General features: G+C 57.4%; 16 protein-coding genes, 1 tRNA gene and 1 pseudogene. 3 read left to right on the forward strand and 15 right to left on the reverse strand.

The window, feature by feature from the left end; genetic code table 11:
- Window positions 1–10: 10 nt before the first annotated feature.
- The 11 genes and pseudogenes from BN3560_RS05065 to BN3560_RS14300 all read right to left on the reverse strand — a co-directional run bounded on the left by BN3560_RS05065 (window position 11) and on the right by BN3560_RS14300 (window position 12,316).
- Complete coding sequence (locus BN3560_RS05065; protein WP_096227247.1) at window positions 11–823, reverse strand: UTP--glucose-1-phosphate uridylyltransferase; 813 nt, start codon at window positions 821–823, stop codon at window positions 11–13.
- A 110-nt stretch (window positions 824–933) separates the two neighbouring features.
- Entirely contained in the window at window positions 934–1,119 is a 186-nt protein-coding gene (locus BN3560_RS05070) for a hypothetical protein (RefSeq protein WP_096227248.1), read from the reverse strand.
- A 110-nt stretch (window positions 1,120–1,229) separates the two neighbouring features.
- A complete protein-coding gene (locus BN3560_RS05075) occupies window positions 1,230–1,997 on the reverse strand; it encodes a cytochrome c biogenesis protein (protein WP_096227249.1) in 768 nt (255 codons plus the stop codon).
- A gap of 197 nt (window positions 1,998–2,194) precedes the next feature.
- Window positions 2,195–2,947 (reverse strand): heme exporter protein CcmB, encoded by a 753-nt coding sequence (locus BN3560_RS05080; RefSeq protein ID WP_096227250.1) that lies wholly within the window; start codon window positions 2,945–2,947, stop codon window positions 2,195–2,197.
- Between the two features lies 1 nt (window position 2,948).
- Window positions 2,949–3,650: an ABC transporter ATP-binding protein gene (locus BN3560_RS05085; protein ID WP_414842615.1), complete on the reverse strand. Its 702-nt coding sequence runs from the start codon at window positions 3,648–3,650 to the stop codon at window positions 2,949–2,951.
- Between the two features lie 30 nt (window positions 3,651–3,680).
- Complete coding sequence (locus BN3560_RS05090) at window positions 3,681–6,041, reverse strand: heme lyase CcmF/NrfE family subunit (protein WP_231897346.1); 2,361 nt, start codon at window positions 6,039–6,041, stop codon at window positions 3,681–3,683.
- A 67-nt stretch (window positions 6,042–6,108) separates the two neighbouring features.
- Window positions 6,109–6,774 carry a cytochrome c maturation protein CcmE domain-containing protein gene (locus BN3560_RS05095; protein WP_096227252.1) on the reverse strand — a complete coding sequence of 222 codons (666 nt, stop codon included), beginning with the start codon at window positions 6,772–6,774 and terminating at the stop codon, window positions 6,109–6,111.
- A gap of 270 nt (window positions 6,775–7,044) precedes the next feature.
- Window positions 7,045–7,809 carry a cytochrome c-type protein Cgr1 gene (gene cgr1, locus BN3560_RS05100; RefSeq protein WP_096228587.1) on the reverse strand — a complete coding sequence of 255 codons (765 nt, stop codon included), beginning with the start codon at window positions 7,807–7,809 and terminating at the stop codon, window positions 7,045–7,047.
- A gap of 275 nt (window positions 7,810–8,084) precedes the next feature.
- A complete protein-coding gene (locus tag BN3560_RS05105) occupies window positions 8,085–9,341 on the reverse strand; it encodes an ammonia-forming cytochrome c nitrite reductase subunit c552 (protein ID WP_096227253.1) in 1,257 nt (418 codons plus the stop codon).
- A 629-nt stretch (window positions 9,342–9,970) separates the two neighbouring features.
- Window positions 9,971–10,606, reverse strand: a pseudogene (locus tag BN3560_RS05115) (DUF3800 domain-containing protein); the annotation flags it as partial.
- A 693-nt stretch (window positions 10,607–11,299) separates the two neighbouring features.
- Window positions 11,300–12,316: a hypothetical protein gene (locus tag BN3560_RS14300; RefSeq protein ID WP_123649874.1), complete on the reverse strand. Its 1,017-nt coding sequence runs from the start codon at window positions 12,314–12,316 to the stop codon at window positions 11,300–11,302.
- 489 nt (window positions 12,317–12,805) lie between these two features.
- Between BN3560_RS14300 and BN3560_RS05120 the strand changes: the two genes are divergently transcribed.
- The gene (locus BN3560_RS05120; RefSeq protein ID WP_161959448.1) at window positions 12,806–15,427 is read left to right on the forward strand and encodes a DEAD/DEAH box helicase; all 2,622 of its coding nucleotides are present in this window, start codon (window positions 12,806–12,808) and stop codon (window positions 15,425–15,427) included.
- A gap of 59 nt (window positions 15,428–15,486) precedes the next feature.
- Here BN3560_RS05120 and BN3560_RS05125 read toward each other — a convergent pair.
- The 4 genes from BN3560_RS05125 to BN3560_RS05135 all read right to left on the reverse strand — a co-directional run bounded on the left by BN3560_RS05125 (window position 15,487) and on the right by BN3560_RS05135 (window position 17,930).
- Window positions 15,487–15,562 (reverse strand) — tRNA-Ala (locus BN3560_RS05125).
- A gap of 105 nt (window positions 15,563–15,667) precedes the next feature.
- The gene (locus tag BN3560_RS05130) at window positions 15,668–15,913 is read right to left on the reverse strand and encodes a helix-turn-helix domain-containing protein (protein WP_096227255.1); all 246 of its coding nucleotides are present in this window, start codon (window positions 15,911–15,913) and stop codon (window positions 15,668–15,670) included.
- A 9-nt stretch (window positions 15,914–15,922) separates the two neighbouring features.
- Window positions 15,923–16,459 (reverse strand): hypothetical protein, encoded by a 537-nt coding sequence (locus BN3560_RS14305; RefSeq protein WP_123649873.1) that lies wholly within the window; start codon window positions 16,457–16,459, stop codon window positions 15,923–15,925.
- A gap of 217 nt (window positions 16,460–16,676) precedes the next feature.
- Window positions 16,677–17,930: a radical SAM/SPASM domain-containing protein gene (locus BN3560_RS05135; RefSeq protein WP_096227256.1), complete on the reverse strand. Its 1,254-nt coding sequence runs from the start codon at window positions 17,928–17,930 to the stop codon at window positions 16,677–16,679.
- A 436-nt stretch (window positions 17,931–18,366) separates the two neighbouring features.
- Here BN3560_RS05135 and BN3560_RS05140 point away from each other — a divergent pair, with 436 nt between their 5' ends.
- Entirely contained in the window at window positions 18,367–18,567 is a 201-nt protein-coding gene (locus tag BN3560_RS05140) for a hypothetical protein (RefSeq protein ID WP_087192044.1), read from the forward strand.
- 143 nt (window positions 18,568–18,710) lie between these two features.
- Window positions 18,711–19,733 (forward strand): FAD:protein FMN transferase, encoded by a 1,023-nt coding sequence (locus BN3560_RS05145; RefSeq protein ID WP_096227257.1) that lies wholly within the window; start codon window positions 18,711–18,713, stop codon window positions 19,731–19,733.
- Window positions 19,734–19,757 lie beyond the last annotated feature (24 nt).

Below are 19,757 nucleotides of genomic sequence, written 5' to 3' on the forward strand. Positions count from 1 at the left end.
CGATCGCCCGCTATCCGTTCTTGCGGGCGAACAGCACGTTGTTGGTTTCGAGCCAGCTCTCCACGGTGCCGGTGTCGAAGCCGTCGGCGGGATCGATGACCAGCGCGTACATCTCCTCCTCGCGCAGCACGGCGTCGAGCGCGTCGGTCAGCTGGATCTCGCCGCCCACGCCGGGCTCCACGTCGGCCAGAAGTTCCATCACGCGCGCGCTCAAAAGGTAGCGGCCGAACACGGCCAGGTTCGACGGCGCGTCCTCGAGCGCCGGCTTCTCCACCAGCGCGTCGACCTTCCACACGTCGTCGGACACGGCCGCACCCGCGATGACGCCGAAGCGGCTCACCTGGTCGTCGGGCACCGGCATGACCGCGATAACGCTCGCGCCGCCGTGCGCGTCGGACACCTCCTGCATGCGCGGCAGCATCTGGTTGTCGGGCACCAGCACGTCGCCCAAAAGCACGTAGAACGGCTCGTCGCCCGTCTTCTCGGCCGCGCAGCGCACGGCATGGCCCAGGCCCAGGGCCTCGTCCTGGTACACGTAGCTCACGTTGTAGGCGCCCACCCGCTCCACGAGGTCGGCGTAGGCGTCCTTGCCGCGGGCGCGCAGCGTGGCCACGAGCTCCGGGTTCGGCGAGAAGTGCTCCTCGATGGCCTTCTTCTCGCGGCTGTTGATGATGACCACCTCGTCGGCGGCCGACGCCAGGCCCTCCTCCACCACGTACTGGATGGCCGGACGGTCCACGACGAGCAGCATCTCCTTGGGCTGGGCCTTCGTGGCGGGCAGGAAGCGCGTGCCGAGGCCGGCCGCGGGAATGAGAGCCTTCATGGATGGAAACCTTTCTTCTCCGACAACAGAAGAGGCGCCGCGATCCTGCGGCGCCTCGTGAAAATCGCTTGGGCTATTGTAGCACGAGCGGACAGGCCGTCATCAGACGGCTACCTGCCCTGCTGCTCGGCCAGGGCCTCCTCCAGCACGGCCATCTGCTTCTCGGCCTTCTTGAAGCCGAACATGATGATGAGCACGTACACCAGGATGGCCACCCACATGAGCGCGTACGCGCCGATGATGAACGGCATGGACGGGGCAACGGTGCTGTAAATCTCAACGAGAACCGGATTCATAGGTCAATCTCCTTCTCAACTCATAGGTCGTTTCAACGTCGGCGAGGCGGGGTGCTGCGGAGCGCCGCAGCGTCGAGCCGTTCTGCCGTTCGGCAGAACGGGGGAACCAATCAGTCCTCCAACTGCTCCTTCAGGGCCTCCACGCGCTCGGCCAAGCGCACCTGGCGGAAGCGGAGGCGGTACAGCGCGAAGCCCACCATGGCAATGCCGGCCAGGCAGAACATGAGCGTGATGCCCATGTCGCCCGACATGCCGCCCTCGCGCACGACCACCGGGTGGATGCTCGAGGGGATGAGGCGCGTCACCATGAAGCAGATCGGCACGTCGATAAGCGCGATGATGGCGAGCACGGCGCCGTAGGTGGCGCGGCGCTCGGGCTCGTCGATGGCGTTGCGCAGGATGAAGTACGCGATGATGATGAGCATGAGGATGAGGTACGTGGTCAGGCGCGGATCCCACGTCCACCACACGCCCCACTCGAACCTCGTCCACAAGTCTCCCGTGATCATCGTGCACGCCACGAACAAAAGCGCGACCTCCATCGCTATCTTCGAGCAGGTGTCGAAGCGGCGGTTCTTCGTCATGAGGAAGCGCACCGCGTAGTAGCCTGCGAACGCCAGCGCCACGAACGACGTGATGGCCACCGGCATGTGGAAGTAGAAGATCTTCTGCGACAGCAGCAGCACGTTGGTGACCATCTGCCCGCCGATCATCTCGACGCCGTTCACCGCGGCGCCGTTCACGGGCGAGGCCCAGAAAAACGCCAGCAGCAAGCCCACCGTCGACAGCACGATGCCCGCCACGAGCACCGCCGGCGCAATCCGGTCGGGCCACTGCCCCGCCTCCGGAAGCTTGGGCGCCTTTTTCTTTTCGGACATGAACACCCCTTCTCTCTACTCGTCCAACTATTATAGGTCCTGCCCTGTCAGCGAGAGGCGTTGAGGTGCCCCGAATTGCCGTGCTTCGCGGCCGAGCGTGCTTTCGCACGTGGGGGCAAGCGAAGAAGCGGCAAGGCGGGGTGCCTCGGCGCCTCGCAGCGTCGGGCAGTTCCGACGGCCGTTAGGCCGCCGGAACGCTAAGCGCTGATTACAAAATCGTACAGAACCCACGATGCGAGGATCATGATCACGTCGTAGCCGCCCGCGAGCACCAGCGACGTCAGCATCACGTCCGCGTACCCCTCCGCGCCCACGATGGCCGCGGTCGTCGCCGACACGCAGGCGTAGAGCAGCGGGAAGATCAGCGGGATGAACAGCACGGCCAGCATGACGTCCTTGCCGCGCGTGTTGATGGTGATGGTGGACAGGAGCGTGCCGATGCCCGCCACGCCCACGGTGCCCACGAGCAGCGGCACCACCAGCAGCCAGAAGCTCTCCGAGGGCGTGGTGGTGGTCAGGAAGAAGAAGTAGAACAGCGGCACGGCTATCACTTCCACCACCAGCAGGAACAGCAGGTTCGACGTCGCCTTCGCCAGGAACACCACCGAGCGGTCCATGGGCACGAGCAGGATGCCCTCCAGGCAGCCCTGCTCCTTCTCGTGCGCGAACGAGCGATTGAGGCCCAGCAGCGACGTGAACACGATGAGCGCCCACAGGAGGCCGCCGCTCATCTGCAGCACGTCGGTGGTCTGCGAGGTCTGCGCGAGCGCCGCGCCGTACACGATGATCACGAGCAGCGCGTAGATGCCCATGGACGTGAGCATCTCCTTCGTGCGGAACTCCTGCTCCAAATCCTTGCGCAGAAGCGTCTTGTACTGCTGGAACGTGGAGGGCTTCTTCAGCGCCACGCCGCCCGCCGTGCGCACGGGCGCCCCCTTCTCGGCCGCCATCTCAAGCCACCCCCATGCCAACGGTCGAGCGGTACAGCGCCGAGAACTCGTCGAAGTCGAACGAGCCCTTCTCGTCGAAGGCCACCACGCGGCCGCGCGCCAGCACGAGCGCGTGCGTGCACATGGCGAAGCCCTTCTGCAGATCGTGGCTCACCATGACGAACGTGCGCCCCTCGCGCTGCTGCTCGATGAGCTCGTCGAATATCTCCACCGCATGCGGGTCGAGGCCCGAGTACGGCTCGTCCAGGAACACCACGCCGGGGTCGTGGATGAGCGCGCGGGCGATGGAGAGGCGCTGCGTCATGCCGCGCGAGAACGTGCGCACCACGTCGAGGCGGCGGTGCTTCAGCTCCACCGCCTCCAAGAGCTCCATGACGCGCGCCTCGGGGTTCGCCACCCCGTAGAGGCGCGCGTAGATCATGAGGTTCTGCTCCGCCGTGAGATCCGGGTAGAGCATCGAGTTGTGCGAGATGAGCCCGATGTGGTCGCGCGCCTTGTCGGGTTCGTCCTTCAAATCCACGCCCATCAGCGTGGCCATGCCGGACGTGACGCGGGACAGCGTCGACAGCACGCGCAGAAGCGTCGTCTTCCCCGCCCCGTTCGGGCCGAAGATGGACAGGAACGCCCCTTGCGGCACCTCGATGGTCACGTTGTCGACCGCCTTGCGGTTGCCGAACACCTTCGAGAGCTTCTTCGTCCTGATCGCAGGCTCAACCGCAGCTTCCATGGCGCGTTACGCCTCTTCCCTCTTCTTCTCGTCGGCCTTCGATGCGGCCGCAACCGACGCGGAACCCAGAGCGACGTCAACGGCCCCCTTGACCACCGCCTCGACCACACCGTCGGCCGTAACCACGTCGGCAACGGTTTCGAAAGCCACGCTCGAACCCTCGACCTTCGCGGCCGAAGCCTCGTGCGGCAGATCGTCGCCGGAAGGCTCCTCGTCAAACTTGCGCTTCGCGCCACGGCGCCCAGCGGTGGCTATCAGAACGCCCACCATCAGCAGGCCGAAGCCCACCCACACGGGCGTGATGAGCGGGTTCACGCGCACGTCCATGGAGAAGTCGCCGTTGGTGTTCACGCCCTTGTACACCACGAACAGGTCCTCCGTGGGAAACGAGATCACGCCCGCCACGAGCTTCTGCTGCTGCGTGGACTGCACCAGCTGCACGGCCGGCGACACGGAGCCCACGAACTCGCCATCCTTGAACACGTCGTAGTTCACGGTGTACAGGATGTCGTCGCCGTTCGCCATCTCCTCGATGGTGTTCGACGTGTATTTCAGCGTGAAGTCCTGGATGGTGAAGTCCTCGGTGGTCGAATCCGTGGCCTCGTCGTAGCCCACGTAGCCCACGCGCTCGGTCACGTACATGGAAGAGCCGATCAAGCCCACCAGGATCACGGCCATGGCCAGGTGCGACACGAAGCCTCCGAACGAGGCGGCGCGGTTCGCCAGCATGCCGAACGCGGCGCCGAACACGTTGCCGCCGTGCTTCTCGCGGTAGGCGCGGATGCCGCGGCCCAGCATGAACAGCGAGTTGAACAGCAGCAGGCTGGCAACGAGCAGGCCCACGACCGCAAGGCCGTTATAGTACCAGGCAGGGCTCAACGTCGACAGCATATCGGAGGCAGAGACGCTGCCCTGCGCCGCCAGCTCCTGGTAGTACGCGACGTTCGCCTGGTAGCTGGGAAGCAGGTACGTGGCGAAGTAGAACATGAGCACCGCGAACAGCACGAGCGCGCAGGCGCCGGGGATGCGGGCGCGCTTCCAGAACTGCCTGCCCTCGGTCTTGCCCCACGACAGCAGCGGGCACACCGTGAGTACGATGAGGTACAGGACGCCCAAGGGCCGCGCGATGGCGTCGTAGGTTCCCGTGGAGAACTTCAGGTTGAACGGCAGCGCCGGCGCGATGGTCATGAACGTGAGCATGAGGGTGAACACGATCATGATGAGGTTGTTGAAGTAGTAGGCCGCGTCCTTCGACATCATGCTGGAGATATCGTCGCCGCCCGCCTTGGCAGGCCCGAACGACTTCCAGCGCACGATGAGGCCCACGATGCCGGCCAGCACCGACGCGGCAATCAGGCCGCCGAACAGCACGAGCGACACGTTGTCGCCCTCGAACGCGTGCACGGACTGCACGAGGCCCGAACGCGAGATGAACGTGCCCACGATAACGAACGCGAAGGTGAGGCACGCGCACATGACCGACCAGCGCTTGAACGCGCCGCGCTGGCGGTACACGGTGAAGCTGTGGATGAGCGCCACGCCCACGAGCCACGACAGCAGGCTCGCGTTCTCGACGGGGTCCCAGCCCCAGTAGCCGCCCCAGCCGAGCACCACGTAGGCCCATACGGCGCCCAGGCCGATGCCGATGCCCAGGAACAGCCAGGAGAACAGCGCGTAACGTTGCGAGCGCACGACCCATGCCTTCGAGGAATCGTTCACGATGACGGCCGCGATGGCATAGGCGAACGGGATGGTGAGGCCGGCGTAGCCCACGAACAGCGTGGGCGGGTGGATGGCCATGGCCCAGTGCTCCAAGAGCGTGTTCATGCCCCAGAGCGCCGCCTCGCCGCGCAGGTTGCCCGATGCGTCGAGGTACTGGGCGGCCAGGGCCGTGAACGGCATGTTGCTCTCGGAGAACAGCGTGACGCCCACGAACGCCGCCAGCACGATCTGCGCCACGAGCAGCGCCATGGAATCCAGCTTCTCCTGCCGCTTCAGGTTGCGCACGGCCACCACGGAGTTGAACAGCGAGATGAGCCAGGCCCAGAACAGAAGCGAGCCCTCGCGGCCGGCCCACAGGCCCGCCAGCTGGTAGAGCCATGCATCGGCGCCTGCCGCATTGCTGTGGTAGCGCACCACGTACTCGATGGACGTGTCGCCCGTCATGAAGCAGTACACGAGGATGCCGCAGCACGCCGTGAGCCCCACCGCGGACACGAGGGCCGCCACATGGCCGCCCCAGGTGAGCGTCTCCGCCACGCCGCTCGCACGCTTGTGCCCTGCAATCGCGCCCGCCACGAGGCAGACGATCGACACGACGACAGCCGCAAACGAGATGAGCAGTCCAATCAGACCGAATGTTGACATGTAGGTTTCCCTTCGTTGCGGCCGCGCGCGCGGCCGCCAAGCTTACGAGATGGCCGGGCCGCTCATGCTATCCAGCGAGCGAGACCTCGGTGGCATGGAACTTCCCGTCTTCGTTGAGCGAGCCGGTGAGCACGAGCGTGGAGCCGTCCCTCACCTCGTCGGACAGCGCGTCGCCGAACAGCACGGACAGCTCGGGCGCGCCCTCCGCGTCCACGAGGACGAAGCGGTCGCCCTGTCCCGCCGCGGCAAGCGTACCGTCCTTCACCGTGCCGGTAACCTTCACGGGCTTGTCCAGAACGCTGTCCCCGTAATCCGCAAGCTGCGCCACGCCGAGCGCGTTGCTGGAATTCTCGTACTTTGACGGGCACTTCGTCACGAGCTCGGTCGCATGCAGCACGCCGTCGGCGCCCACCTTGCCCGTGCAGATGGCCGTGACGTCGTTGCCGAAGGTGGCCGCCACGCCTCCCTCGTACTTGACGCGCAGGTACTGCGTCTGATCGCCCGCAGGGTCGTACATATCGAACGTGAGCACGTTGTCCTCCGTGGAGAAGGAGTTCTCCACCACGTTGCCCGACACCTGGACCTTCTGGTCGGCATACTGCCCGTTCGCCATGTCGGCAATCGTCACCGACTTCGCCGACGAACTGCCCCCGACGACGGCCAGGACAACGACCAGCACGATGACGATGATGCCGGTGACCACCACGAGCCGCCGCTTCGTTTTCGTGTTCACGCTCGCCTCCTCCTCAAGAGTCTTACGATCAATTGTCACGTACCCCAAAGTTCCGAGGAACGGAAGCACGGTGAATTCAAAGATTCACCATGTTGCCGCGGGTTTTCCCCGTTCGGCACGGTGCAAACCCCCGCCGACCATGCGGCCCGGTTTGCCGTTTCCGTTCGTCGAGCCTTTGAAGAGGGAGCCCGTCCAAGCAAGACGCTTGAGGCGGGCTCCCTCTTCGTTATGCGGTTTGCGTCCGAGGACGCTATTCGGCGCTGGCGAACCTTACGCGGTAAGCTTGCTGGCCTGCTGGTATGTCAGCCAGCCTTCCGGCACGTAGGACTCGCTGTGGCACTGCGTGCAGGCGTTCACCGATGCGCGGTGCGCCTTGTGGCAGCTGCTGCACTCCTGTTCGCCGTGCTGCGGCTGGTGCGGGTTGTACTGCCCCAGCTCGGACGTAGCCTGCTTCAGGTCTTCGCGCGTGAGATTGTGGCAGGACTCGTTCAGGCAGAACTCGTCGCCGCTCTCCAAGCCGCGCGCCTCTACCAGCTGGTCGACGTCGCGCTCCTCGAGCGGGTAGTAGTAGTTGCCCGTGATCCATGCCATGCCCTCGGACACCTGCTCGCCGATCGTCGGAACGTGGCAGCTCATGCACGTGGCCTCGGCGCCGCCCTGATCCTTCGAGACGCGGTGCACCGCGGCCATCATGCCGCTGGCGTCCTCAACGTCGTTGCCCCACTTGTCCACAGCCGCCTGGCCCGGCTCCGCCTCGTACGTCGGCAGATACGGATCCATCGGCGTGTGGCAAATGGCATTGCAGAAGCTCGGCTGCTCATGCCAAACCCAGAAGCCGGCACCGGCTGCAATCAGAACAACCGCCACGACGCCGACAACGATCGGCCACTTCTTCCCCTTCTTCTTGGGAGCGGCCTCGCCGGCTTCGGCGCCTTCCGCCTTCACGGCTTCATCCGTGGTTTCCACATCGGTCGTGGAGTCCTTGGTCGCGGCTGTCTCGGTGGCGGCTTCCACTTTGGTTTCCTCTTCGCTCATCTCCATAACCCCCTTTCTTGCATCCTCGATTGCCCGTGCGTTCCGGCTGGCTCGCGGGTTTCCCGCCCGACCTTCGACACAGGCACGTTACCTCATGCATACTAGCCCTCGACCGGCGATGCGCCTATCACCCATTTGGGGGGAATTAGCCCGTTTTGCCCCCAATTTCGTGTGAGGCACGCCCGTTGCGGCCGAGTTTTGGTGCAATACGCCGGGAAGGGAAAGCGGAGGGCCTTCCCTTCTCCAGCGCGGCGGAGAGACCGGTCGCGTTTCGTTTAGATCTGTGCCAGAGCTTGATCCACCGCCGCCTCGGACTTGTTGAGCGTGTCCTGGGCGAGCGCGGAGTTGTGAGCGCCATCGCTGTTCTCTACCATGACCCAATCCCAGTAGAACTGGGCCGTGCGGTTGAGGTCGCGGAGCTTGTTCAGCTGATCCTCGCCCATCGAGCCGTTCGCAACGATCTCGGAGAGCTTGTTGTTCAGCGTGACCAGCTTGTTGCCGATGCTGTTGACGCGGTCGATGGCAACCTTCTGCTTCGCGGCGACCTCGGCCTTGATGTCGGCATGGCACTGCGAGCAGTCGTTGGCGATGAGCTCCTCGTTGTCGAGCGGGCTCGACCAGTTGTGGTTGTCGAACTCCTTGCCGTCAGCGTTCTTCGTCGTGCCCATGTGGCAGTCGGAGCAGCTGTAGCCCTGCTTGGCCATGGGGGCCATGTCGCCACCGTACATCGTCTCGAACTCGGGGTGCTGCACCTTGATCTGCTTCGTGCCGTTCGTCGGGTTCGTGTGGTCGACGTAGTTGATGGAGTTCTCGTACGCCAGCACCTTCTCCGGCGTGGCCTCGGCCAGGCCCTTCCACGGGTTCTCGGCCGACTTGTTCTCGTTCGGGAACAGGTACTCGTTGTGGCACTGGCCGCAGGACATGGCGCCCTCGGGCACCTTGCTCGCGTCGTCGCCCACCGCGTTCACGAAGAACTGGCGGATGGCCTTGGAGCCCTCGGCCGGGCTGTTCTCATGGCAGTCGTAGCAGCTGATAGGCTCGGTGACCTGGGCCTCCATCTCGTGGATGTCCGAGGTGTTCAGCGTGGGGTCGGCGTTCTGCTTCAGGATGAACTCAGACGACTTGCACGTCAGGCAGTTCGCCGTCTTGGGGTTGCGCCCCGTCTCGCTGATGTCGGTCAGCGAGTAGACGTGCCCGTTCGGCTCGGCGTAGAACTTCGAGAAAGCCGAGCCCGCCCAAATGGTTTGGATCTGCGGGTAGATCTGCGTGTAATCGCCCGGATCCTTGTTCTCTTCGTTCTGCTTGTACGTGGCGTACTCGTCGGGGTACACTTCTTGCCACGCATCGGCAGTGATGATGCCGTTCTCGTTCGCCGCGGGGATTTTGAAGTCCACCACGGATTCGGCTCCCTTGTTCGCTTCTTCGCTGCTGGGCTGCTGGGGCGCACACGCTGCCAACCCCATGACCAGAACGCAGATGCAGGTGAGGGAAAGCCCTAATCTCGTCTTCTTGCTCGCAAAGATGGCTTTCATCAAGCATCTCCTCCCTTCGACCTTCAATAGATCTCTCCTTCACGAAATATACACTTTTCGAACGGGGAATACTGAGCCGCCGCACCCACGTCGGGAATTCCCACGGGCGGGATAGGGAAAAACCCGCCTCGGCCCTTTGCAGGTCAACGGTCGGCCAATCCCGAACGATAAGAGCGTCTCTTCATACGCCAAAGGTGAAAAGGAATGCAGGTCTGAAAAGACCCCACGGAGCCCCTTCGAGAACCTTTTCCGCTTATTCGGGAAAGTTCCGGATTCTTCCTAAATCGGATTCGAGTGGAATTCCGACAAAGTTGCCTCCAACGAGCGAAAGCACGGAGTGACCGTCGCCTAAGCCAGCAGGTGTTCGGTGACTTCCATGCCAGGGTCATAGACGACCCCGATTATTCGGACGATGAGGAGCGCTTCGTCATCTTGGGGCGAGCACGAGGGCGAGCATTCTCATCGTGTGCCATTGCTACAGAAGCGGCGGTGACCCGATCCGCATCATATCCGCCAGAAAGGCGACAAAGACTGAATCGAAAACGTATTGGAGGTGCTGCCATTGACCCGTCAGAAATAGTATTGCCATTATATATAGTAGCTAAAATGGCGATGCGTCTTTCGTTTTTCTAGTCAAGCAGCTTTCGTCTCAGTTTCTTCAGGTAATTCCCTTTGAACGTACCTACCATGCCGAAAACCTTATCGTCGGTTAGAGTTGTCTCCCTTGCCTCGTATTTCAGGGCTGTTAACTCAATCGTGCAGAGAAAGTCAGCCACTTGGGAGAGACGGTAGTCGGTCGCATTGCTCCTTCGAAACAGAACGGACTCTTTCGAAAGTGCGTAGCTAACGGCTTCTCGCAGCGTATTGGAGACGACCCTTTGCCCATCGTCGTAATAAATCTTTACGATATCGAACTTCTGAAACGATTCCAGATGATCGAATAGGAACGTCACCACATCCCGCCGCATCCTAGCAGCAAGGGTTTTGGAATCCGTGAACTCCCTTTTCACGTAGGCGAAAGTTCTATATGTCACAGGTAGTTTTCTCGTGAACACGAAGAAAGCGGCCAGAAGCTGCTTGCGCTCATCCATCCCCATACTCGCATACTCGTCGTTTCCGTTCATGAGAGGCGAAGCATGGAAGGGGATGTCAGGCAGTCGCCTATCCTTAAGAGCCTGCTGATAGGAGAAGACGTGCTCCGAAATATCGTCGGATTGATCGTGAAACACCAAAGTGATCAGATAGTATTTTGAGTCTTTTCCAACTGTCCCGGACTCATTGACGAAAAGCTACAACTCACGCAATTGATCCCCTAAAACAAGTTTGCCGAGGGATAACCCTCGGCGCTTGGAAGCCCCACTTGAAAAATGCGACCATGTACTTTATAGCACGTTTCGCTCTTCGACGCAAGAAAGGTACAAAAATCGAGCCGGAAGCAAGCTTCCGACCCGATCTAGTTTCCGTGGTGGAGATGATGGGATTCGAACCCACGACCCCCACGTTGCGAACGCGATGCTCTCCCAAAAGGCACGTATCCCATCACAATTACTTTAGTAACTAAATGGTGGTGTGTCCTTTGCTTTCGAATCCGCGCGCTTTCGCGGACAAGAAGAAACTCCTCCGCACTTGATAGTGGCATGACTATTGGGCATACTCCTTTTATCGGCATTCGAATGAGGCGATCATGGAAAGCGATAGCGCCGAAATCAGCGGTGGAGCGAAGATGGCGAGCGGCACTGTTTTTGCTTCTTCTGGTTCTATTGATGTTAGAGCCTTATCCACGTCGCGAGAAACCAGCAGGTCATGCTCGATGGCAATCTGACTTCTCTCTACGACGTAGAAACCAAGTTTTCAACCAGACGGTAAAGCGCAATGAAAGCTGTTTCCCCGACAGGTTCAGTTTTTAGCTTTCCTCTGAACAGTACGAGCGTTTGAGTTCGATGGCTTTCTTTGTCCGACTAACCATTTCTAATTGCATCCAGTCGCTTTCTGTCAAGTAGCAACATCTGAATCAGTCTCCTAACAGCATCATCCAGTAAACAGCAAGCAAATTGGATGATCCAGTTTTTTCGACTATATTCCGTATAGTCAAACCAAAATCTTCCATCCATAAGCGTCGAAGCAAATTCTTCAATTATTTTTTCAAAAGCGAGAAAATCTCCATGAGCTATCTTGTTTCTCATCTTGCGAAGCAGGATTGCGCACTCTTCCCTTTCCTTTTTGGAATAGCTATCGCTAATAAATCTAGGTAACTTTGAGTCAAGTTCACTTTCCTTATTTTTCTCTAGAAATAATTGGCATAGAGAAAATGCTTTCAGTAAATGATACTCATTGTATTCATTATCTTGATGGATTGATTTCATAAGATAGTCAAGCAATAGATAGTCATTTGTATTGTGCAAGAAATCATCGAATAACTCACCCCATTTTTTCAAGCTTGCAATACACAGAGTTGTTTCGTAGCTACTCCAAAACATGCGGTGGGGGTACACTTCATCATGGTTTGATGAGTAAATCCATTGTGGTGTTGGCGCTGGAATAAACTCGTTTCTCTCTCTAGCCACGAAGTTGATAAAGTCAACAACTTTCTCGGCATAATCCCCTTCGCAAAACCTGCCATCAAAACAGTTCGTTGTCCAGTCAAACATCGGCATATCCGTGTCACTATAATCGAAGTATATGCAAATCATGCGATCTACGATACTTTGAATACATGTATTCTCGTCAATTTCCCCTGCCAAATCTTGTTGAGGAAAATACTGTTCATATATACGGCGCAGTCTGTTTTGCTGCTCTACGCCGAGTTTTCGCGCGACTATTTCTGAATGCCGCAGACTTGCTTGCAATTCCGAACAAAGACCTTCATTCCAATTATTATGTTCATCGTTAGGAAGATTCGAAATATATAGTTTTAGTTTTTCCGAGATGCAGACAGGAGAAATATCTCCTTGTATATTCAGTACAATCATTGTCACGCCACCAGTTTTTTATCTATTAGAGGAAGCTTAATTCTAGCAGCCACAGCATGATTATAGGTCTATACTGGGTCGAGAATTACCTATACTTCCCAAGCGATTATCTTACTTATAGAATTCTTAAAATTCGACTCATTTGATTATTCAATTCAGAAATGGTCGATGACCTGTGATGATAATCGAAATTGGACACATTTTTCGGTAGACATGAGGGGATTCAAGCCCTCGACTCCCACGTTGCGGACGTGATGCCGTCCCAAAGGTACGTACACCATCACAATTATTTTAGTAACTAAAGTACCGATGTGTCCTTCGCTTGTTATGCGAGACAAAACTTTCTTCGGCCGCCTTCAGGCAAGCATCTTTGAACTCAAAAACAGTGCGAATGAATCATGAATGAATCATAATGGTCAGATCAACATGATCCTTGCGAATCACAGTTCTATTGTTTCCAAAAAGATGTGCAAGACCGTCTACAAGGAGGCTTCCATGCCATTTATATCCATCCAACAAGAGGATCTTGCATACACAACCCCGCAAGAGATGTATCAAGACAATAAAATGAAGAGGATAAAAGGCCTTCTCGACTATCAATCGCACATGATCGAACAGTACATGGATGCAGAAGCATCTCGTTCAATTGCATTTGAATTGCCTACCGGAAGCGGAAAAACGCTAATCGGTATGCTCATTGGAGAATTTCGCAGGAGAAAAAACCATGAGCGAGTTCTTTATCTTACCCCAACGAATCAATTGGTAAAACAAGTAGTCGATCAGGCAAATAATCAATATGGGTTGAACGCTACTGCATTTTGCGGGTCTCAACGGAATTACGACAGTCAAGATAAGAGCAAATTCCTTGCGTCGGAATCAGTGGGTGTTACCACATATAGCTCCTTTTTCGCTTCATACAGCTTTTTCGATGATGTAGACATTTTGATAATGGACGACGTTCATTCCAGCGAAGAGCCTATTCTTTCAAATTGGTCGATAGATATCCGCAAAGGAGAAATCGCATTTGATGTGATGCGAAGCATCTTGCAAGAATGCCTAGATGAAACGAGCCTCCATTATCTAACATCGAATTCTGGAGGGCATGCTGAAATAAGATGGTGCGACCTGCTTCCCGTGGCACTTGCATATGATATTTTGCCAACGATCCAAAAGGAGTTAGATGCTTGCTTAAGCAAGGACGAGACTAACTCGGGTAACTTCTACTCCTTTCAAAGGCTTAAAGCCAACCTCCACGCTTGTAACATATATCTGAGCAACCAAAGGATCCAAATAAGGCCGTGGACAGCGCCAACCGAAACATTCGAACCTTTCAGAAAAACCAAACAGCGTATCATGATGTCGGCCACCCTTGGCGCAAATGGAGAACTTGAAAGAATTACTGGCATCAAGAACATCAAACGACTTCCCGTCGTCGGCGACTGGGACAAAAAGGGATTGGGAAGAAGATTTGTATTACTCCCTGATCTCGCGCTAAGCAGTAAAGATCACGACAATATCCTGCTTAACCTGCATTCCGTATCAAAACGCAGCGTCGTATTAACTCCAACTGACAAAGAGGCTGGACGGGTAGCTGATCTCTTCCGCTCGAATATGCCTAATACTTCTATCTTTACCGCAAGCGATATAATTGATTCAAAAAACTCTTTTACCTCAAGCAGCGACGCCGTAATCGCTCTCGCTAATCGCTTCGACGGTATAGACTTCCCTGACGATGAATGCAGGATGTTGTTTATCGTCGATTTGCCAAAAGTCGTCAATTTGCAAGAAAACTTCTTAGTTTCATGCATGAATGCCTCAATTCTCTACGAAGAACGAATTCGCACCCGCATTATCCAAGCTTTAGGAAGATGTACGAGAAATGGAAGCGATTTCTCAGCTGTATGCATCATGGGAACGTCGATTCTTAAGGACTTGACAAGCGAGACACGAATAGCGTCACTCAACCCAGAACTTCGTGCGGAACTCGAATATGGCGTTAGGAATTCTAAAGAATATTCGTCCATTGCCGAGATGTCATCTGACTTAGCTGCGTTCCTCAATAGAGACAAATCGTGGGAAATAGCAGAAGACGGAATTGTGACTTTAAGAGACTCATTCAAAGAAAAAGAAGATGCGGCCGCCAACCAAATAAAAGATATTATGCTTGGCGCAGCGAAAAACGAAGTGGATTACTTATACGCATTATGGAAAGGCGATTTTGAATCAGCTTTCAGTCTTGCCTCGAATATTGCGGATGCACTTAACGCCCCTTCTCTTGCTGGATATCGATGCTACTGGAACGTCTGTGCGGGCAACATGGCTTCCATACTGGCGAAGCAGGGGATCGACGGATACCAAAGTTCAGGTATCGATCGATACAAAAAGGCAGCTCAAAACAATAGCAATCTTCGTTGGCTTCCGCTTTTACCACACCGAGTATTTGGCGATCAAAGTGCTGATATATCGGAAGATTTTTTCTGTGACACTATCGAAGCCATAGAAGAAATCATGACAAACTGTTCTTCAACCACTAAATACGCACAACTAATAGAGGGAATAAAACTGGAGCTAGCCTCTATTGATGGAAAAGTTTTTGAAGCCGGGCACGAGAAGCTTGGCACCGTTCTAGGCTTCACATCAAAAAACTCCAGCGAAAATGGCGCTCCAGACCCGTATTGGATCGTCAATCCCAAGCTATGCCTTGTTGCCGAAGATAAAATCTACTCAGAGGACACCGATGGAAATGTTGAAAAATCAATTCCTCTTGATGATGTTCGACAAGCCATTCCTCATGCCGACTGGATTCGCAAGAATGAAAAGGAATTGCTTCCGGAGGCAGAAATAGTAACTGTTTTTGTTTCTAACTCGCAGCTTCTAGAAGCAAGTGCGAGCCACGCAACAGGTGGCCTTTTCTACCTTAATAGAGAAAGTTTTAAAAAATGGGCCGCTAAGGCACTCGATTGCCTCGTCGACGCTTATCCCAATTTTATCGAAAAGGGTGATGCGATATGGAGGCAAAACTTGCATCAAGCTATGAATACTGAAGGGGTTCTTCCAATAGATTATATCAACATGATTCGCTCTAGCCCTTTGTCTGCCTTAGTCAAAACAAATTAGAGGCCAACATTAGGCAAAAATGAGCCCTCATCTCATGATGAGGGCTCATTGGGTTTCCGTGGTGGAGATGATGGGATTCGAACCCACGACCCCCACGTTGCGAACGTGATGCTCTCCCAGCTGAGCTACATCCCCACGGGTTATGTGCGCTCTCGCGCGAGGACTTATTTTGCCGGTATTGGGGGCGTTTGTCAAATGGGGATTTGAAATGTTCATAGAACGTGCGGGTGTTGGCAGGCGCTAGATGCCCTCGCCCTCTTCGGAGGGATCGGGATCGTCATCGTCGTCGAGGTATTTTAGGATGTCGCCTGGTTCGCATTCGAGGACTTTGCATATGGCGTTGAGCGTGGAAAAGCGGATGGCCTTGATCTTGCCGGTCTTTATGCGCGACATGTTCACGTTGGTGATGCCGACTTTATCCGCAAGGTCGTTGAGCGACATCTTGCGATCAGCCATGATGCGATCCAGATGAAGGATGATGGACATCGCTGATGCCTAGAGGGTTTCGTCCGAAAACTCTTGTAGAAGGACGCCGTATTGGAATACAAATGAAAACGCAAATATAACCGCAGAAGCAACTAGCGGTGCGAAATCAACAGTAATAATTGCACTTCCACTAGTAGAGAGATATCCGGAATTAAGGTTGCCAAGCTGAAACATAACTGAACTCGCAGAAAAAACCAGCTCCAGAATTGCATAGATTAGAAGAGCCAGGGCCATTTGTCTTAACCTTCTAACCTGCTTTATTGTAAATGGCGACTCGCCTTTAGCTGCTTCAGAGAAGATTCCAATCAGTATGATGAACAGTACCGCTATAACTACCCCGCGCATAATGTGCAAAATTATTGGAATGATACCAGATACCGATAAATCTCCAGAACTAAAAAAGGTTATTAGCATTGAGCCTATTACAAACAGCCAAAAAACACATATGATGGCAAAAACCATTTTAACAGCCAAACTAATACCTGCACATACTTTGTTAATGCGCAATAGAGATACTCGTGTCTCATCCACTTCGCTGTTAAACATTTCCGTTCCAATCCCTTATCGAACTCGTTTTGAAAATAATACTACCAACCAGATACGACTCATCTGAAAATGCAAAGAGCCCCTTCAAAAGAAAGAGCTCTCTCATGGATTTCGATTCGACGAAACAATTTAAATGCCAGGAGCTATGCAAATACCCCCGACAATGCCAATGGGATAGCAAACCGAGCGCGGCTCAACCTCACTGTAAAACAGCATATCACACACCTCCTTTCTTGTTTTCTATTGCGGCGTTCATGGCCGCTCCTAAACGGTCGTAGAACTCTAGGGTCATCGCGCAGTAGGAGTCGGGCGACTCCAGACTGCCCGATGCGAACAGCGAGCGGGCTCGACAGCCTCCCCCGCAGATTCGCTCGTAACGGCATGTGGCACAGCCCTCGAAGTTGGCGGCATCCAGGGCGCGGCACCGTGCGGAAACCTCGCTCTCCAGCGCCTCGGCAAGCGTGCCGTCAAAGACGTTGCCCATCGCCAGCTCGGGGCGGTGAAGCATATGGCACGGGTAGACGGTGCCGTCGGCGGCGATGCTCACGCCACGGTAGCCGGCGCCGCAGCTCCTCTTCACCGTGAGGTTCAGGCCGACGGGGGCGTCCATGAGGGCGAGCGGCTTTCCGCCGTCCAGCGTGAGGATGCTCGCGCCCAGCTTACGCAGGGCCTCCTCGTCGGGCAACAGGGCGGCCAGCTCGTCGTCGGGCGCGCACGTGAGCAGGCTGAAGTTCAAAGTAGCGCCCAGGTCTTTCGACAGGCGAACGTATTCGGCCAAATCGTCGATGTTCCTGGCATGCACCGTGGGAATGATGTGGGCCTGGATGCCGGCGGCTTGAACGGCCTTGACCGCGGCCACCAGCTCGTCGAAGCGCTGCTCTTCCCGAATGTAGGCGGGGGCGGACGCCGAGCAGCCGTCGAACGAGATGGAGACGCAGTCGACGTTCGGCGCGAGCGCAGCCAGGGCCCCTTCGGCAAGGCAGGTGCCGTTCGAAAGCACGGTGACGGCCTTGATGCCGCAGGTGCGCTTCGCATAGGCCACAATGTCGGGCAGGTCGTCGCGCAGGAACGGCTCGCCACCCGAGATGATGAGCGTGGCCAGGCCGGCGGCCGTCAGCTCGTCGAGCGCGCGCTCGATGGCGTCGAGCGGGGCATCGGGCAGGCAGTTGCGCTGGTCGTCATACGAGTAGCAGCCCACACAGTTCAAGTTGCAGCGCTGCGTGACGTGCAGGTAGGCGGACACCACGGCATCGGCCGGTTTCTCGTCGCTGAAGAACCCGCCGCGCACCAGATGCTCGAGCAGAGCCGCATCGACGGCGGCTACCTCGGTTTCCGCGACCTCTTCCCGAAGCAGGCGCTCGCACACGTCAGCCCCTTCGGCGGTCAGGCCGATGGCGTATCCCGTATTCATGTTGCCGACCATGGGAATGCCAGCGAAATCAAACGCGACCACCTGGTCTCTGAACCTCATGGAGCCTCCTCGCGCCTTCCCCCAGCCGCTTGCCGTCTCCAGGAGCAAGCGGCAGATACGCACCCGTTGTCAACCGTTATTCTATAGGTTCGATTATGCCTTGTCGATCAGTTCAGGCGAAAAGCGCAGTTGCTCAAAAGGGGAATCGAGCCGAACAAGCCGATGCCGTTCGCTACAACTCGGCTTCCGTTCGCTATTTATCGTTTAATGATTAATGTAGTATGATACATTACCCCAGCAACGCTATCGAGGCGACTCGTTGTCGCACCGCGACAGCGCGTTCGGCCTCCCGCATCGGAAAGGGGCGATCAAAATGAGATCATGCAAAGAACCCCCCCCCCCCCCCCCCCCCCCCCCCCGCACCCGGCCGGGTCCTCGGCTCGCTAACCTGCGAGCCCTTGTGTCCAACCACGTTATGGAAAGAGAAGCCACCATCATGCCCGTTCAGACGAATCCCGAGATCGGCGCCGCCGACTTGACCGCCTTCGGCGAAGCCGCAAAAGCGCTGTTCTCCACGGCGGACACTCCCGAAGAAGTAGCCGCTATGCGCGACGAGGTGCTGCGCCGGATAGCCGAATGCGCCGCTGCCACCCGCCAGAGCATCGCAGAATCCGAGCGCACATCGCACGAAGGTTAAGCTCGACACCGCATGCGGAAGGGCCCGCTAAGGCAGCGGCCCTTCCCCTTTTTCCAGCCGAGGCTTCGTGCTTGCCTGCTGCAGCGTTGCACACCGATCCGGATCAGCCTTCCAGCAGGGGGCCTTTGGCCTATACTGGGAGCATGAGCTTCGAGGAAACATCCGACCCCATCCCCTTGGAGGAATTCGTCCAAACGACGGGTCCCGACGAGCGAGGAATGACAACGGAGCTGTTCTACGCGTTCAACACCGTCGTCACCCTGCAGGCATTCGGCACTCCCGAGCAGTGTCGCACGGCATACGCTGCCGCACGCGCCGCATGTCGCTCGTTCGAGCGGCGCCTCTCGCGCACGCTGCCGCACTCCGATATCGCCCGGCTGAACGCCGCGAAGGGGCGTCCCGTGCCCATCGCGACCGACACGGCCGCACTGCTGCGCGCGGCCCAAGGCTATTGCGCGGACAGCGAGGGACGGTTCGACATCACCATGGGTGCCGTCGTGCGGCTCTGGAACTTCCACGAAGGAACGGTTCCCGAACGCAAGCGTATCGACGAGGCGCTTGCGCACGTCGACTGGCGCACGCTGCGGGTGTGGGACGAGCCGACCGCGACGGCCGCGGAGGGCGGGAAAACACATAGAGTCACCGGATCAGGCGGACAGGCGTTCGCGCAGCTGGAAGACCCTTTGGCTGCGGTGGATGTGGGAGGCATCGCGAAAGGATGGATCGCCGACGCCGTGGCCGACCTGCTGGCCGATCACGGGCTGGAGGCGTTCATCGTGAACCTCGGCGGCAACGTGGTGGCGCATGGCGAGAAGCCGGGCGGGATGCCCTGGCGCATAGGGCTGCAGGACCCGCGCGACAAGGAGGGCGTGGTGGGCACCGTGGCGGTGCGCGACGCCTCGGCCGTCACGAGCGGGGTGTACGAACGCTGCTTCGAGCGCGACGGCGCCTTCTACCACCATATACTCTGCCCCGAAACCGGCTTGCCGGTAGAAACGGATGCCGCGGGAGCCACCGTGATCGCGCGCCGCTCGCTGGACGCCGAGGGGTACTCCACCACGCTGCTGGCGCTGGGCATCGAACGCGGGCGGGCATTCGCGCAGTCGCATCCGGCCATCATGGAGGCGCACTTCGTAGACGCGGAGGGCAAGGTGCATTCAGCGTAGGGAAGGTCCCCCACCGGCCTCGCC

The organism is Gordonibacter urolithinfaciens (genome assembly GCF_900199375.1).
Classification (GTDB): Bacteria; Actinomycetota; Coriobacteriia; order Coriobacteriales; family Eggerthellaceae; genus Gordonibacter; species Gordonibacter urolithinfaciens.